This window comes from Streptomyces sp. NPDC058464, from assembly GCF_042721035.1.
Classification (GTDB): domain Bacteria; phylum Actinomycetota; class Actinomycetes; order Streptomycetales; family Streptomycetaceae; genus Streptomyces.
This window is the reverse complement of record NZ_JBHXMA010000001.1, coordinates 489,182-504,422: the sequence shown is the minus strand read 5'-3', so window position 1 is coordinate 504,422 and position 15,241 is coordinate 489,182. Positions and strand designations below refer to the sequence as shown.

Sequence of the window (15,241 nt, the reverse complement as noted above, 5' to 3'; positions counted from 1 at the left end):
GTGCCCTCGTTCCGGCGGTTGCCTCGCGTGAATCACGGTACGGCGCCCGCGGGTTGGGCAGAAGGGCGCCCGGTGGTTCTGTGGACGGCGCGGGGACAGTGGACAACTTCCTCACTCGGACGGGTGAAGACGGTGGAAGGGGAGCGGGGGCCTCACACGGGTGCCCCCTCGCGCAGATAGGCGCACGAGCCCGAGCTTGCCGCCGAGTGGAGTGCGACGAGAGTCGCAGGAGAGGCGACAAGGGGCGTGGCCGCCAACTCCTGTACGGAGACCAGCGCATGTCGGTCGTGCTCGTCGCTGAGCCGTACCGCCGTCTCCTCGGCGAGGATCCCGCCGTCGAAGAAGCAGTCCAGCACGGGGCCGGTGCCGTCCACATCGGCCCGATGGTCGATACCGAGGAACCTGAGCGCCGGACCGAGAACGATGCCGGTCTCCTCCAGCATCTCCCGCCTGGCCGCGGTCAGGGGATCCTCGCCGTGGTCGAGCATCCCGCCCGGCAGCCACCACTCGCCCGCCACCGGCTGGCCGGGGCCGTAGCGCAGCAGCAGGACACGATCGTGTTCGTCCCGCACGAACACGCATGCGGCGATGAGTGCCTGAGGCTGGGTCCTGATCCATTCCGCGCGGGGAACCCACTCGGCCACGCCAACCTCCCGGAGTCCTACGGAACCTCAGGGTGACTCCCCACGGCGGGGGCGTCCCGAACCACCGGGTGCGAAGGCGGCGGAGGAAGCGACACCTTCCGGCCGTCCGGGGGCGGCATGGTCAGGCCGTCCGGGGCGCCTCGGTCAGACCCGCTTCGCCACCCTCGCCGGATCGTCCAGGACGGCCCGGACCACCGAGTGGGCCGCGCCCAGGAGGGGGCCCTCGGGGCCCAGGCGGGAGACGGAGACCGGGCAGGCGGGGCCCGTCGTCCGGTCGGCCAGCTCGGCCTCCAGGGACGGGAGGAGCCAGGGGGCGAGGCCGGCCAGGGCGCCGCCGAGGACCACGGACTCGGGGTCGAGGAGGTTGACGGCGCCGGTCAGGGCGATGCCCAGGGCCGTACCGGCGTCCTGCAGGGCGCGGCGGACGCCCTCGTGGTCCGCGCCCGCCTGCTGCGCGAGCAGGCCCACCGCGTCCTGCCGGGATTCGAGGCCGGCCGCGCGCAGCACCGCCTCCTCGCCCGCGTACTGCTCCAGGCAGCCGCGCCCGCCACAGGCGCAGCGCGGCCCGTCGGGGTGGACCGGCACATGGCCGAGTTCGCCCGCGAAACCGCGTCTGCCGCGCAGCAGTTGCCCGTCCACGACGACGGCGGCACCGATACCGATCTCCGCGGACACGTGCAGGAAGTCGCGCGGCGTGGCTTCACCGAGCCACAGCTCGGCCAGGGCGCCGAAGTTGGCCTCGTTGTCCACCGTCAGCGGGAGGCCGGCGGGCAGCAGCGCGCCGAGGTCGGTGCCGTGCCAGTCGAGGTTCGGGGCGTGCACGACCGTGTGCCCGTCACGGGCCACCAGGCCGGGGACGGCGACCGCGAGACCGGCGGGCCACAGACCCTCCCGTTCCGCGTCCGCCACGACCCGCCGGACCAGCCCGGTGAGCTCCGCCAGCACCGGGCGCGGATCCCGGCCCCGGTTCGCGCCGTGCCGCACGGCACGCGCGCGTACCTCGCCGCGCAGGTCCACCGCGCACACGGCGAGGTGGTCGACCCCGACCTCCGCCCCGATACCGGCCGGGCCGTGCCCGCTCACCGCGAGCGCCGAACCCGGCCGCCCGACCCGGCTGGGCCGCTCGGGGCCCAGTTCCTCCAGGAGCTCCCAGCGGATCAGCTCGTCGACGAGGGTCGACACGGCCGCTCTGGTGAGGCCGATGCGTGAGGCGACCGCGGCCCGCGACAGCGAACCCTCCGCGCTGACCGCGTGCATCACGCGCGCGAGGTTGCGCCGGCGCATGCCCTGCTGGGTGTCCGGCAGGGCACGGCCGGGAGCCGTCGGGCGGGCCTCGTGCAGCGGTGCGGTCATGCCTCCATCAACCCTCTGGGATCCTCTGGACAGTCCCCTGCCGGTCAGCGGTTCTCCGGCGCCCGCTCCAGCAGCGGGGCCGCGTCGGAGAGTACCCCGGAGATCCTGGCCAGCGTCGCCGCGTCCCGCTCCACCGCGTCCAGCACCGGCCCCGCGGCCGTGTTCCAGCGCCGCGCCACCGCGGCCGGGTCCTCGCCGGTCAGCAGCCCGGCCGCCTGTGCGGCGGCGCCGAGGGCGACCAGTTCCTTCGCCTCCGGCACCTGCACCGGCCGCCCCGAGAGCCGCCGTACGGTCTCCTGCCAGGCCCGGCCCCGGGCGCCGCCGCCGATCAGCAGCAACGGGGTGGTCCGGTCCGCGTCCTCGTCGAGGACCAGGTCCAGGGCGCCCAGCAGGGCGTGCACGGCACCGTCGTAGGCGGCCTGCAGGAGCTGGCCCGCGGTGGTGTCGTGGCGCAGGCCGTGCAGCAGCCCGGAGGCGTGCGGCAGGTTCGGGGTGCGCTCGCCGTCCAGGTAGGGCAGCAGGGTCACCGAGGTGCCGGGCTCGACGGCCTCGCGGTCCAGGCCGAGCAGGGCCGCGACCCGGTCGACGGCGAGGGTGCAGTTCAGGGTGCAGGCGAGCGGCAGCCAGTCGCCGTGCGCGTCCGCGAAGCCCGCCACCGTGCCGGTCGGGTCGGCGGGCCGGTGCTTGGAGACCGCGTACACCGTGCCCGAGGTGCCGAGGCTCAGCACGGGGGTGCCCGGACGCAGTCCGAGCCCCAGCGCGGCCGCCGCGTTGTCACCGGTGCCGGGCGCCACCAGGGTGCCCTTGGAGAACGGCAGGTCGTGACTGTCCCGGACGGTGCCGGCGACCTCGCCGGGCCGGACCACCCGGGGCAGGAAGGCCGGGTCCAGGCCCACATGGGCCAGGGTCTCCGCGTCGTACGCCTCGGTCGCCGACGCCCACCAGCCGGTGCCGGAGGCGTCGCCGCGGTCGGTCGTGCCCAGCCCGGTCAGCCGCTCGGTGAGGTAGTCGTGGGGGAGCCGTACGGCCCTGGTCGCGCGGACCGCCTCCGGCTCGTGCTCGGCCAGCCAGGCCCACTTGGTGACCGTGAACGACGCGCCCGGCACGCTCCCGGTGCGCTCCGCCCAGGCCTTCGGGCCGCCCAGCTCCTCGATCAGCCGCTGGGCCTGCGGCGCCGAACGCACGTCGTTCCAGAGCAGTGCGGGCCGCACCGGCTCGCCGTGCTCGTCCAGAGTGACCAGACCGTGCTGCTGCCCGCCGATCGACACGGCCGCCGCCTCGTGCGCTGCGTCCCCGCACTGGCGCAGCGCCTCGCACAGCGCGTCCCACCACTGGCGCGGATCGCTCTCCCGGCCCGCCCCGGTGGTCACGGTGTGCGGCGCCTGGCCGCTCGCCACCACCTCGCCGGTGGAGGCGTCGACGACCAGCGCCTTGGTGGACTGGGTGGACGTGTCCACGCCGACGACGAGCGGACCCTCGGCTGCTGACATCGGGCTCTCCCTTTTTCCGCGGCTCGCGGTGTACCTGACCTGCAATTTTCCCGGTTCGTCGGGGTGTCGCGACCCGGTTTTCGTCCTTCGGGGACAGGGTGACCCTTCCCAGGGACGCGTCGGCATACTAATTTGTAAACCGCGATGACGAAATAGTCGGCACGACAGTCATCCACCCGTCATCCACCGCAGTCATCGAGCACAGCCCCCGAGCAAGGAGCCGCGGCATGAGCTTCCAGCCCACCCCCGAGGACAGGTTCACCTTCGGCCTGTGGACCGTCGGCTGGCAGGGAAGGGACCCGTTCGGCGACGCCACCCGCCGCGCCCTCGACCCCGTCGAGACGGTCCAGCGCCTGTCCGAACTGGGCGCCCACGGTGTGACGTTCCACGACGACGACCTGATCCCCTTCGGGTCCTCCGACAGCGAGCGCGAGTCGCACATCAAGCGCTTCCGCCAGGCCCTCGACGCCACCGGCATGAAGGTGCCGATGGCCACCACCAACCTCTTCACCCACCCGGTCTTCAAGGACGGCGCGTTCACCGCGAACGACCGTGAGGTGCGCCGCTACGCGCTGCGCAAGACCATCCGCAACATCGACCTGGCCGTCGAACTGGGCGCCGAGACGTACGTCGCCTGGGGCGGCCGCGAGGGGGCCGAGTCCGGCGCCGCCAAGGACGTGCGGGTCGCCCTCGACCGCATGAAGGAGGCCTTCGACCTCCTCGGCGAGTACGTCACCTCCCAGGGCTACGACCTGCGCTTCGCCATCGAGCCCAAGCCGAACGAGCCCCGCGGCGACATCCTGCTCCCCACCGTCGGCCACGCCCTCGCGTTCATCGAGCGCCTGGAGCGCCCCGAGCTGTACGGGGTCAACCCCGAGGTGGGCCACGAGCAGATGGCCGGCCTGAACTTCCCGCACGGCATCGCCCAGGCCCTGTGGGCGGGCAAGCTCTTCCACATTGACCTCAACGGCCAGTCCGGCATCAAGTACGACCAGGACCTGCGGTTCGGCGCCGGCGACCTGCGTGCCGCCTTCTGGCTGGTCGACCTCCTGGAGAGCGCGGGCTACGCCGGCCCGAAGCACTTCGACTTCAAGCCGCCGCGGACCGAGGACCTCGACGGTGTGTGGGCGTCGGCTGCCGGCTGCATGCGCAACTACCTGATCCTCAAGGAGCGCGCGGCCGCCTTCCGCGCGGACCCGGAGGTCCAGGAGGCCCTGCGCGCCTCCCGCCTGGACCAGCTGGCCCTGCCGACCGCCGCGGACGGTCTCCAGTCGCTCCTCGCCGACCGCACGGCCTTCGAGGAGTTCGACGCGGACGCCACCGCCGCACGCGGGATGGCCTTCGAGCGGCTCGACCAGCTGGCGATGGACCACCTGCTGGGCGCCCGGGGCTGACCCACGCACGCGCGCGTGCGGGCCGATGCGGAGCGGACGCCCGCGCGCGCGTGTCGTCACCTGTGCGCGCACGGCCGGTTCGCACCGGAAATGCTCCGGAATCATGCGGTCCATGGCATGAGTCCGTGCCAACTCCGGTGCGGGGCTCGCGCGATGACCGGAACGCGGTGACTCTTGGCGGTATGGCCATGCCGCCCGTACCGCCTCGACCGCCCGGCCCGCCGGATGGCACCCCGCCTTCCGGCGGAGGCTACGACCCGCCTCCGCACGGGGGTTTCGGACCGCCCCCGGACGACGGCTTCGCCACGTCCTCCGCCGGGGGTTTCGGCCCGCCGCCGGACGACATGTCCGACCGGTCCCCGCACGCCGGTTTCGGCGCCCCACCCGGCGCCGAGGATCCGCCCACCGCCGTCGGTTGGATGCCCCCACCGCCGCCGAGGCCGCCTCGCCGGCGCAGGGGCCCGCTGTTCGCCGTACTGGTCCTGCTGGTGGCCGCGGTGGCCGTCGCCGCCGTCGTCCTGATGAGGTCCGACGGCGACGACCCGGCCGACCAGAAGCCCACCGCGAGCAGTACGACCCCGTCCGGCTCGCCCCGCCCCTCGTTCAGCCTGCCGACCGAACTGCCCAGCAGCCTCCCGTCGAGCCTGCCGAGCGAGTTCCCCTCCCAGTGGCCCTCGGAGCTGCCCAGTGAGCTGCCGAGCGGCCTGGACTCCCTCCTGCCCTCACTCCTGGGCTAGTCGCAGCCGCCCGGCTCACAGCCCCTTGGGTAGCCGGACGTACACCAGGGTCGTCTCGATGCCGCTGTCGACGAGGCGGCCCTGTGCGTCGAACGCGCCCGCGCCGTCGGTCATCCCGAAGTCGTTGTCGTTGATCAGAGCGAGCGTGTGGTGGTTCACGCGCGCGATGCCCTCGATCTTCAACGGCACCCCGGTCACCGTGTTCAGGTCGACCACGAGCCGCTTGCCGAGCACCGGGACGCCGGCGGCCGCCGGGTCGTCCAGCTGCTCCAGCGACGGGGACGTGGTGTCGTCGTCGTAGGCGCCGCCGAGGATGTCCGACCTGCGGTCCAGCTTCACCTCTTCCAGCCGCGCGGCCTTGTCGGTGCGCTCCTCGACCAGCAGCCGGTCGCCGCCGACGGCAACGATCGACGAGATCTTCAGCTCGGAGGTGTCGTCCTCGCTCGGGTCCACCACGTTCACCGGGTCGAACCGGTAGGCGTACTCGGCCGTGACCGCCTTCTTCCGGGGCGAGAAGCGCAGCAGGCGGGTCGTGCGAGAGGCGTCCCCGGCGTCCCCGTCGGGCAGGGAGAGAGGGCTCTGCAGGGCCAGCACGAGGTCCCCGTCGGGCAGCAGGGCCAGCCCCTCGAAGCCACGGTTGACCTTCCGGTGCAGGAAGACGGACGGCAGGGCCTCGACCACCGGGTAGTCGGTGCCGGTGAGGTTCAGCCCCTTGGGCACGTACCGGGTGAGCACCTTCCCGCGCGCGGAGACGTGGACCAGCGACGGGCCGTACTCGTCGACGAGCCAGAAGGTGCCGTCCGCCGCGCGCACGATGCCCTCGGTGTCCAGGCCGTTCGGGTTGTACGACAGCGGCGTCTTCGCGTCGTAGGAGTACGGTGCCTCGTCCCGGCTCGCCTGGTTGGACAGCCCGGTCACGGCCTTGCCGGAGGACGTGGTGATCGGGATCGCGTCGATCACCTCGACGGCGTCGCCGGAGACGCGGATCTTCACGATCGCCGGGTCGAAACCGGGCACCGGGAAGGTCCGGCGCTTCTTGCCGTCCACCTTGATCTGGCCGTTGGGGCCGCGGTCGGTGATCGTCCAGTATTCGCCCCTGCGGCCGGCCGGGTAGATGTCGCTGCCGATGCCGCCGAGGTCCACGCCCCGGTCGTTGTCCACGGTGCCCGGGAGCAGCGTGTTGCTGAAGGTGCCGAGGGGGATGTCACCGAGGGTGGCGGTGCGGGTGACGTGCGCCGCGCCGGACGAGGAGGCCTCGGCCGTGCCCGCCGCCACGAGGGCGGCGGCGAGAGCCAGGGGCAGACCCGTCGCGGCAGAACGGTGGACGCGGCGTCTGCCGGTGGCGTGCGGGGACATCAGGCCTCCTGGTGGCAAGTTCGTTGACAGCGGCCAGAGTTGGGCCCCAGAGGGAACGCTGTTCGACCGGTCGGTGAACGGAGGGCGACCGCCACTCGGCGGATCACCGGTTTTCGGCTCTTCAGCGGCGGACCGTCGGATTCCGCGGCCCGCACGCGCCTCCCGGCCGCTCCGCCGGCGCGGAGTCCGCGCTCCGGTAGCGCCTACCGCAGCGTCCGGAACCACCGCACCACGGCGGCGGTCGCCGCCTGCTGGGAGCCGAGGTGGCGGGAACCGTCGTAGTCCGGGGTGCCGAGGTCGACCAGCGGGGCGTCGACGCCGTGGGCGCGCAGAGCGGCGTGGCAGTACGCCGTGTTCGTGTTGACGGCCTGTTCGTCCCCGTCGGCGTAGTAGAGCCTCACCGGAGCGCGCGGCGTCCAGTCGGTGCACACGCTGTCCGTGACGCGCAGAGCCGCCGCCAGCCGTCCGGTGGGGTGGGCCAGCATCGCCCGGCCCCGCGCGGTGAGCAGCGCGTCGAGGGAGTCCGGGGTGCGGGCCACGACCTCCTGACCGGTGTGGGTGCCGTCCAGCAGGCCCTCGATGGTGCGGTCGTACGGCGTCCGGAAGACCTGGGCCGGCGTGTCGTACAGGTGGTGCAGGCGGTTGAAGGCGACCAGGAACAGAGCCGTGTAGATCACGCTCGCCTTCGGGTCCGTCCGCCCGGCCAGCAGCGCCGGTAGCGCCGCGTCCCGGAACGCGTAGGCGCCGCTGACCGGTGCCACCGCGCGGAGCCGGAACCAGTCGTCGGCCCCCTCCTGCAGTGACCGGGCCAGCCCCAGGGCCGCCGAGGCGCCCTGGGAGAAGCCGGTGACCAGCACCCCACGGCGCAGCTCCCGGCCCTGCTGTGCCGCGACGGTGCGGGACGCCCGCAGCATGTCCAGGGCCGCCGTCGTCTCCGAAGGCACGTCCATCCAGGGGTGGGGGCCGGGCCCCAGACCCATTCCGAGGTAGTCGGGGAGCACCGCGGCGAATCCTGCGGACGCGTAGGTCAGGGCGGGGGCCTGGTCCCAGACCTCGTCCGAGACGGACGCGACGTCGCCCTTGTACAGCTCGGTGCCGTGGGTGAACGACACCGCCTGCAACCGTCGTTCACCACTGCGCGGCAGGGCCAGCAGCCCGCTGGCGGTGGTGGGCCGGCCGTGCGGATCCACCGTGCGGTACACGATCCGGAAGGTGTCCAGGCCGTGGCGCACGGCGCCGGTGTCCCAGGCACCCCCCTCGTCCCCCGCCAGTTCGGCCGCGACCTGCCGGGCGGTCGGCGTCCGCAGGTGCTCCACGGACACCACCGCGCCCCGTGACCCGTGTGTCCCCACCGGGGCGACGGCGGCAGCCGCCGTCGCGCCCGATCGCTGCGCGACCACGGCCGTCGCGCTGCTCGCCGTCAGCGCGGCCGACACCGCCGAGATCGCCAGTATCCTGCTCATTCGCTTCATACCGTGACCGTACGAATCCCCGCAGCCACCGGCCATCCGGCCAACCGGCCTGTGGGGGTGGGGTTTTCCGCAGGGTTCCTCGCAGGGCGCCTCGGAGGGTTCCTCGCAGGATTTCTCGTGCGGTTTCCGCAGGGTTTTCTGCAGGGCCGAGTCGCCCCCTGAACGTCCGCCGCGGCAACCCGTCCGCAGTGGTTACGCTGAGAGCGGGGCTGCTCCACGATCTGTTCGACTCGGCACGCGTCGGCACTCGCCGGTACTCAGGGGCCAGTAGGGGTCCCACGTCAGGGATGTCTCAGGGTCGCGGTCCGGAACCGAGGGAGGCGCGGGCCCGTTTTCAGATCAGAGAGCGGCAACGGCCGCGAAGGAGGCGACGCTGATGTCGAAGAACGCGAAGATCGCCGCAGGGGGTGTGGCGGTCGGGCTCATCCTGCTGATATGGCTGCCCTGGTGGGTGACGTTCCTGATCGTGGTGGGCGTCCCGGTGGCCGCGTACCTCGCCCTCGACCCCTCGCAGCGGCGCAGGCTGCGCCGGGTCACGCGCAAGGAGATCGGCCGCTGAGCCGCCCGCCCGGGGCCGCGTGACCCGCCGCACCCGCGGCGGGATGCGGACCGGGAGGGCTCACAGGGGCCGTACGGCCATCTTGTCGAGGGCTTCCAGGAGGCCGGGGAGCTCGGGGCCCCGGCCGACCGGCAGGACCTCGCCGGGTTCCTCGTCGAGGAGCACGAAGGCGATGTCGTCGGTGCGGGCCACCAGCGACCAGCCGGGCCCGTCGGCGCGCAGCGTACGGGCGTCGCCCGGGGCGAAGGAGGAGCGGACCCGGCCCAGCGGCGGAGGCGTGTCCACGTAGGCCCACGCCTCGGCCAGGACCCGCCGGACTCCGACGTGACCCTGCGGGGCCTCCTCGGCGTCCTGCGGGGCCTCCCCGGAGGCTTCCGGGGCTTCCTCGGCCGCCGCCGGTGCCGGGAGTGCCGGGAAGAGGTCGTCGCTGATCTGCTCCCGCCAGATCGCCCACTGGAGGGCGATCTCGTCCGCGCCCAGCCGTCGCTGTGCCGGACCCCAGGTGCTGGTGTCCGGCGGGGTCAGCGGAGCCTGGTCCGCCACCTCCGGGCCGGGGTCGTGCGGCGCGGGGACGTTGGGAGCCGCCACGGCGACCGCCAGCGGCCAGCCGGGCAGGGCGGCGACCACCGTGCGTTCGTCCGGCGACAGGTCGTACTCCATGCCGCAGTCCCAGGACGCGATCGCTACGGCGACCAGCGACACGTCGTCGATGACGACCGTCCAGCGCGCCCCTTCGCCGTCCTGGCCGAGCACCAGGCCGTACCCGTCGGCGCGCGGTGCCAGCGCCAGCGCCGCGCATGCCTCCGGATAGTCGTCGCCCAGCACGCTCGGAAACTTCGCCGGCGTCAGCAGCACCGCCGTGAGCACGTACAGTGCCTCGTCCGCGGCGACGGCCCCCTCGTCGGTCCCGGCCATCCCTGCCTCCCCAGTGGTTCGTCCAACGGCGCGCACCCTAGTGGGACGGGAAGGCTGTTGTCACGACCGGCCTCCACACGCGAGCTGCAGTTTTCCACCGGGACCGGACGAAACGACCTCGGCGGCGCGGAAGAGCGGCGATCCCGGCGGTACCGAGGGTCAGGCCACGGGCAGCCCGAGGAGGTCGCGAGCCACCGTCGCCGGCGACTCGTCGCGCTCCCGTGCCAGGGTGATCACGGCCCGGCAGGCCAGCTCGCTCACCCCGAACGACAGGGCCTCCGGCGACACCCAGCCGGCCGCCTCCTCCATTCGCTCCTGGTCGTCCTCCGCTCGGGCGGCGACATAGACGGCCGCCGCCTCGAACAAGTTGTGTGCACGCCGCTCACGGCTCGCACGCCGTTCCGGCACGTCCGTGCCCTCGACGCCTCGAAATCTGCCTGCGTACCTGCGGATCCGGTCGAACACGCGGGCTCCTTTCCCCGGTCGGCTGTCGCCTGCGAACACGTGGCTTCCTCTGTCGAACGTAGAGTTGAAGCCCCGGCAACAGAAGAGGGCCCCGCCCGGTCGCCTCAGCCGGCCTCGGCTTCCGGCGAGGCGATGGGGGCGCGCAGCCAGGCCGGTTCCGCACGGCTCGTGGCGCGGGCGACGGTCAGGATGCCGCGGCGGAACGGGTCGTCCACCTCCTCGGCGCGCAGCGGCCGGTCGCCGTCGTAGAAGAAGCTCGCGGGCTCCTCCAGGAAGGCCAGTCGCCGGCGCAGGACGGCCGACCGGGCCGTCCCGAGGGCTTCGCCGCGGCGGTCGCCGGCTAACGTCCGCGGACCGCCAGCGCCAGGAACCGCGCGTCCTCGTCCACGTACGACGTCAGGCGCCAGCCCGCACCGGCGAGCAGCGGGCCGAGGTTGGCCTCCGCGCGCAGGTCGTCCGGTGTGATCTGCCGGCCCTGGCGGGCCGCCAGGGCGGACCGGCCGATGGGGTGGAACAGGGCCAGGCAGCCGCCGGGGCGGACCACGCGCGCCAGCTCCCGCAGGTTCTCCGCCGGACGGGGCAGATGGGCTATCAGGCCCGCGGCGAACACGGCGTCCAGGGACTCCGGCCGCATCGGCAGCGCGGCGACGTCGGCGAGCAGCAAGCGTCCGTCACGGTCCCGGCCGGCCCGCCGGGCGGCCTGGAGCATCGCCGGGGTGAGATCCATCCCGAGGACCGCGCCGGTGGGTCCCACGGCCCGGCGGAGCGGCGGCAGGGCGCGCCCGGTGCCGCACCCCGCGTCGAGCACCCGGTCGCCCGTGCGCAGCCCCAGATCGGCGACCGCGGCCGCGTAGGCGGGACCGTCGTCGGGGAACTTGTCGTCCCAGCCGGCCGCTCGCGCGGTGAAGAACTCCCGGACGTGCGTGTGGTCATCGCTCATGGTCCGTATGATCCCTCACCGTCACGGAGGACTACCCTGCGCGCACGTTCGAGCGGGACGCGATCGTTCCGGCACATCTCTGAGTCATATTGCAACACCTTTCGAAATGCGCCCCCTTTGTGCGCCCATGCCCCCCTAGCGTCCCTGAGCCATGGGACATCTGGACCACGCCACCTTCGGCTGGCTGACCCCCGCGCTGTCGTACGTCATGGCCTGCATAGGCGCCGCACTGGGGCTGCGCTGCACCGTCCGCGCGCTCGGCAGCACCGGCCGCTCGCGCCGCAACTGGCTGCTCACCGCGGCCTCCGCGATCGGCACCGGCATCTGGACCATGCACTTCGTGGCCATGCTCGGCTTCAGCGTCAGCGGCACCGACATCCGCTACGACGTACCGCTGACCGTCCTCAGCCTGCTCGTCGCCGTGGTCGTCGTCAGCGCCGGCGTCTTCGCCGTCGGCTACAGCCGCGACCGCAACCGGGCGCTCCTGCTGGGCGGACTCACCACCGGCCTGGGCGTCGCCAGCATGCACTACCTCGGCATGGCGGCCGTCCGACTGCACGGCGCCGTGCGCTACGACCCGATGCTCGTCGGGCTCTCCGTCCTCATCGCCGTGGTCGCCGCGACCGCGGCCCTGTGGGCGGCGCTCAACATCAGGTCGCCCGTCGCGGTCACCGCCGCCTCCCTGGTCATGGGAGCGGCCGTCAGCAGCATGCACTACACCGGGATGTTCGCGGTCAGCGTGCACGTCACGCCCTCCGGCAGCCCGCTGCCCGGGGCCACGGCGATGCAGTTCATCTTCCCCCTCGCCGTCGGCCTCGGGTCCTATCTGTTCCTCACCTCCGCCTTCGTCGCGCTCTCGCCCACGGCAGGGGAGCGCGAGGCGTCCGCCTCGGCCCAACGGCCCGTCACGAGCGCCGCACCCTGACCCGGCGCCGACCCACCTTTCCCGAGCGAGGAGGCCATGCGTACACCCCGTAGGACCCCCACAGCAGGCCCGGAGACACCGTCGGCGCAGCCGCAGCGCGGCCGTCGCGCACACGCCGGACCACCTGCCGACGAACCGGTCGACGACCTGCCCGGCACCGCGGCGGACAACGCGCCCACGCGGCCCGGGGGCTGGCGGCTGCGCCCGCGGACCGTGCGGGCCAAGGTCGTCTGCCTGCTCATGGTGCCGGTCATGTCCCTGCTCGCCCTGTGGGCGTACGCCACGGTCACCACGGCACAGGACGTCTCCCGGCTGCGCCAGTCGCAGCGCGTCGACGCCGCGCTGCGCACCCCGGTCGCCGCCGCCGTCACCGCGCTCCAGGCCGAGCGGGCCGCAGCGGTCCGGTACGCGACCGACCCCGCCGCCGAACAGATCGCCGACCTCAAGAGGCTCGGCGCCCGTACCGATCAGGCCGTGGCCGCACTACGGCTCGGCAAGGACAGCACCGTCGCCGACAGCGAGGAGCTGCCCTCCGGCGTGGCCCAGAGACTGAAGGCCTTCGTCACCGGCGCCGAGCAACTGCGCGCGCTGCGGCGGGCGGTGCAGAACCGCGGCACCGGCTGGGACGCGGCCTACGGGCAGTACACGCAGACCATCGCCTCGGGCTTCGCCGTGGACGGCGCCCTCACCGGCATCCAGGCCGACGACATGGGCTCCGACGCGCGCGTGCTGCTCGAGTTCTCCCGTGCGGGCGAGGCGCTGGCCCAGGAGGACGCCGTCCTCGGCGGCGCCCGGCTGGCCGGTGGCCTCGACGGCCGGCGGCTGCGGCTGTTCACCGGCGCCGTCGACACCCGCCGCGTCCTCACCGACACGGCCGTCGCCGATCTGCCGGGGGCCCGGCGCACCGCGTGGCAGCGGCTCGCCGACGGCGACGACTACACCGCGCTGACCGCCGCCGAGGACAGGATCCTCGCGAGCTCACCCGGAGCCAAGGCGGTCGGCGCCGCCCCGGAAGCCACCTGGGACACCGCGCACACACGCGTGCAGGACGGCATGCGGAAGATGCAGGCCGACACGGCACGCACGGTCGCGGGCCGGGCCGACCCCTTCGCCCGCGGCCTGCTCACCCCTGCCGGCGCCGCCGTCCTGTTCGGTCTCCTCGCCGTGGTCGCCTCGCTCGTCATCTCCGTCCGCATCGGGCGCGGTCTCGTCGTCGAGCTGGTGAGCCTGCGCAACAGCGCCCTGGAGATCGCCCGCCGCAAACTCCCCGAGGCGATGCACAGGCTGCGGGCCGGCGAGGAGATCGACGTACGCGCGGAGGCGCCCCCGGGACCGCCCGCCGAGGACGAGACCGGACAGGTCGCCGAGGCCCTCGGCACCGTGCACCGCGCCGCCCTGCGCGCCGCCGTGGAACGCGCCGAACTCGCCAGCGGCATTTCGGGAGTCTTCGTCAACCTCGCCCGCCGCAGCCAGATCCTGGTCCACCGCCAGCTGAGCCTGCTGGACAGCATGGAGCGCCGCTCCGACGACCCCGGGGAACTGAGCGACCTCTTCCGCCTCGACCACCTCACCACCCGGATGCGCCGCCACGCGGAGAGCCTGATCATCCTCTCCGGAGCCGCCCCCGGCCGTGCCTGGCGGATGCCCGTGTCCCTGACCAACGTGGTACGGGCCGCCGTGTCCGAAGTCGAGGACTACGCGCGCGTGGAAGTACGACAGCTCCCCGAGGCGGCCGTCGTCGGCGCGGCCGTCGCCGACCTCACCCACCTGCTCGCCGAGGTGGTGGAGAACGCCGCCCAGTTCTCGCCGCCGCACACCCGCGTGCGCATCGTCGGAGAGCCCGTCGGCAACGGCTACGCCCTGGAGGTCGAGGACCGCGGGCTCGGCATGGGCCAGGAGACCCTCGCCGAGGCCAACCGGCGCATCGAGCAGTCCGAGGCCCTCGACCTGTTCGACAGCGACCGGCTCGGCCTCTTCGTGGTGAGCAGGCTCGCGGCCCGCCACGGCATCAAGGTGCATCTGCGCACGTCCCCGTACGGCGGCACCACCGCGGTGGTCCTGCTGCCGAAGGCCCTGCTGCACGGCGGCTCGGCGGAACGTTCCACCGGTCCGGTGGCCGACACCGGACAGGCACCGCCACGTGCCCACGCGCGCGTGCCCCGCGCCGCAGCTCTCCCGGAGCCGGCCCCCGCCGGCCGGCCCGCCCTCGCCGCCACCCGCACCGCACCGCGCCCGGCGCCCGAACCCCCGCCCCCCGGAGTCACCACCTTGAGGCCGCACCGCCCACCGCACGACTCCGAGCCCGCCGACGACGACCTTCCACGCCGGGTACGGCAGGCGAGCCTCGCCCCCCAACTGCGCGATCCTCGCGCCGAGGAGCCCGCGCCCGCCCGCGGTGGGGACGAGCGCACCCCCGAACTCGTCCGCGACCGCATGACCGCCTACCGCGACGGCTGGACGCGCGGCGGAGGCAGACAGCCCGGCCGCGGAGCCGCCCCGGAATCCGAAGAGGGCAACGACAGCACCGAAGGAGACCGCCCATGATCCAGGACCCGAGCACGAGGGCAGACCGGCGCTCCGGCGAACTCGACTGGCTGCTGGACGACCTGGTGCTGCGCGTCAGCGAGGTACGGCACGCCGTCGTACTGTCCAACGACGGACTCGCCGTCGGCGCGTCGACGGGCCTCGAACGCGAGGACGCCGAGCACCTCGCCGCCGTGGCCTCCGGCTTCAACAGCCTCGCCAAGGGCGCCGGACGGCACTTCGGAGCGGGCGGGGTGCGCCAGACCATGGTCGAGATGGACGACGCCTTCCTCTTCGTGGCCGCCGCGGGCGACGGCTCCTGCCTCGCCCTGCTCACCGACGTGACCGCCGACATCGGCCTGGTCGCCTACGAGATGGCCCGCCTGGTCAAACGCGTCGGCGAGCACCTCTACACCGCGCCGCGCGTCGCCGCCCGGCCGCCCGCCGCCGGCTGAGCCGGAAGTCCGC

The 15,241-nt window shown here is 73.7% G+C and carries 14 protein-coding genes and 1 pseudogene; 6 read left to right on the top strand and 9 right to left on the bottom strand.

Features of this window, described 5'->3' with window-relative positions:
* Nucleotides 1-152: 152 nt before the first annotated feature.
* The 3 genes from ACFWPQ_RS02625 to xylB all read right to left on the bottom strand — a co-directional run bounded on the left by ACFWPQ_RS02625 (nt 153) and on the right by xylB (nt 3,487).
* Nucleotides 153-644, bottom strand: a complete 492-nt coding sequence (locus tag ACFWPQ_RS02625; RefSeq protein WP_384029185.1) for an NUDIX hydrolase — start codon at nt 642-644, stop codon at nt 153-155.
* A gap of 144 nt (nt 645-788) precedes the next feature.
* The gene (locus ACFWPQ_RS02620; protein WP_384029183.1) at nt 789-1,997 is read right to left on the bottom strand and encodes an ROK family protein; all 1,209 of its coding nucleotides are present in this window, start codon (nt 1,995-1,997) and stop codon (nt 789-791) included.
* Nucleotides 1,998-2,041: 44 nt separating this feature from the next.
* Nucleotides 2,042-3,487: a xylulokinase gene (gene xylB / locus ACFWPQ_RS02615; RefSeq protein WP_384029181.1), complete on the bottom strand. Its 1,446-nt coding sequence runs from the start codon at nt 3,485-3,487 to the stop codon at nt 2,042-2,044.
* A gap of 227 nt (nt 3,488-3,714) precedes the next feature.
* Between xylB and xylA the strand changes: the two genes are divergently transcribed.
* Entirely contained in the window at nt 3,715-4,881 is a 1,167-nt protein-coding gene (gene xylA, locus ACFWPQ_RS02610) for a xylose isomerase (protein WP_384029179.1), read from the top strand.
* Nucleotides 4,882-5,063: 182 nt separating this feature from the next.
* Nucleotides 5,064-5,618 carry a hypothetical protein gene (locus ACFWPQ_RS02605; protein WP_384029177.1) on the top strand — a complete coding sequence of 185 codons (555 nt, stop codon included), beginning with the start codon at nt 5,064-5,066 and terminating at the stop codon, nt 5,616-5,618.
* Between the two features lie 15 nt (nt 5,619-5,633).
* Here the strand turns inward: ACFWPQ_RS02605 and ACFWPQ_RS02600 are convergent, their stop codons facing one another.
* The gene (locus ACFWPQ_RS02600) at nt 5,634-6,974 is read right to left on the bottom strand and encodes an esterase-like activity of phytase family protein (RefSeq protein WP_384029175.1); all 1,341 of its coding nucleotides are present in this window, start codon (nt 6,972-6,974) and stop codon (nt 5,634-5,636) included.
* Nucleotides 6,975-7,177: 203 nt separating this feature from the next.
* Nucleotides 7,178-8,437, bottom strand: coding sequence for an alpha/beta hydrolase family protein (locus tag ACFWPQ_RS02595; RefSeq protein ID WP_384029173.1), 1,260 nt, complete (start codon nt 8,435-8,437; stop codon nt 7,178-7,180).
* 385 nt (nt 8,438-8,822) lie between these two features.
* Between ACFWPQ_RS02595 and ACFWPQ_RS02590 the strand changes: the two genes are divergently transcribed.
* Complete coding sequence (locus ACFWPQ_RS02590) at nt 8,823-9,005, top strand: hypothetical protein (RefSeq protein WP_089106542.1); 183 nt, start codon at nt 8,823-8,825, stop codon at nt 9,003-9,005.
* A 60-nt stretch (nt 9,006-9,065) separates the two neighbouring features.
* On the opposite strand, the gene ACFWPQ_RS02585 is transcribed toward ACFWPQ_RS02590, so the two are convergent.
* From ACFWPQ_RS02585 to ACFWPQ_RS02570, 4 genes and pseudogenes are all read right to left on the bottom strand, one after another.
* Nucleotides 9,066-9,920, bottom strand: a complete 855-nt coding sequence (locus tag ACFWPQ_RS02585) for a hypothetical protein (RefSeq protein WP_384029171.1) — start codon at nt 9,918-9,920, stop codon at nt 9,066-9,068.
* Nucleotides 9,921-10,079: 159 nt separating this feature from the next.
* On the bottom strand, nt 10,080-10,385 hold the full coding sequence (locus ACFWPQ_RS02580; RefSeq protein ID WP_384029169.1) for a hypothetical protein: 306 nt from the start codon (nt 10,383-10,385) through the stop codon (nt 10,080-10,082).
* Between the two features lie 104 nt (nt 10,386-10,489).
* Nucleotides 10,490-10,693: pseudogene (locus ACFWPQ_RS02575) on the bottom strand (PadR family transcriptional regulator); the annotation flags it as partial.
* A 32-nt stretch (nt 10,694-10,725) separates the two neighbouring features.
* Nucleotides 10,726-11,325, bottom strand: coding sequence for a class I SAM-dependent methyltransferase (locus ACFWPQ_RS02570; protein WP_384029167.1), 600 nt, complete (start codon nt 11,323-11,325; stop codon nt 10,726-10,728).
* Nucleotides 11,326-11,476: 151 nt separating this feature from the next.
* Between ACFWPQ_RS02570 and ACFWPQ_RS02565 the strand changes: the two genes are divergently transcribed.
* The 3 genes from ACFWPQ_RS02565 to ACFWPQ_RS02555 are packed head-to-tail and all read left to right on the top strand — an operon-like array spanning nt 11,477 to nt 15,228.
* Nucleotides 11,477-12,250: an MHYT domain-containing protein gene (locus tag ACFWPQ_RS02565; protein WP_384029165.1), complete on the top strand. Its 774-nt coding sequence runs from the start codon at nt 11,477-11,479 to the stop codon at nt 12,248-12,250.
* A 36-nt stretch (nt 12,251-12,286) separates the two neighbouring features.
* Nucleotides 12,287-14,794: a nitrate- and nitrite sensing domain-containing protein gene (locus tag ACFWPQ_RS02560; protein ID WP_384029163.1), complete on the top strand. Its 2,508-nt coding sequence runs from the start codon at nt 12,287-12,289 to the stop codon at nt 14,792-14,794.
* Nucleotides 14,791-15,228 carry a roadblock/LC7 domain-containing protein gene (locus ACFWPQ_RS02555; protein ID WP_361281118.1) on the top strand — a complete coding sequence of 146 codons (438 nt, stop codon included), beginning with the start codon at nt 14,791-14,793 and terminating at the stop codon, nt 15,226-15,228. The genes ACFWPQ_RS02560 and ACFWPQ_RS02555 overlap by 4 nt, the downstream gene beginning before the upstream one ends.
* The last annotated feature ends 13 nt before the right edge of the window (nt 15,229-15,241 follow it).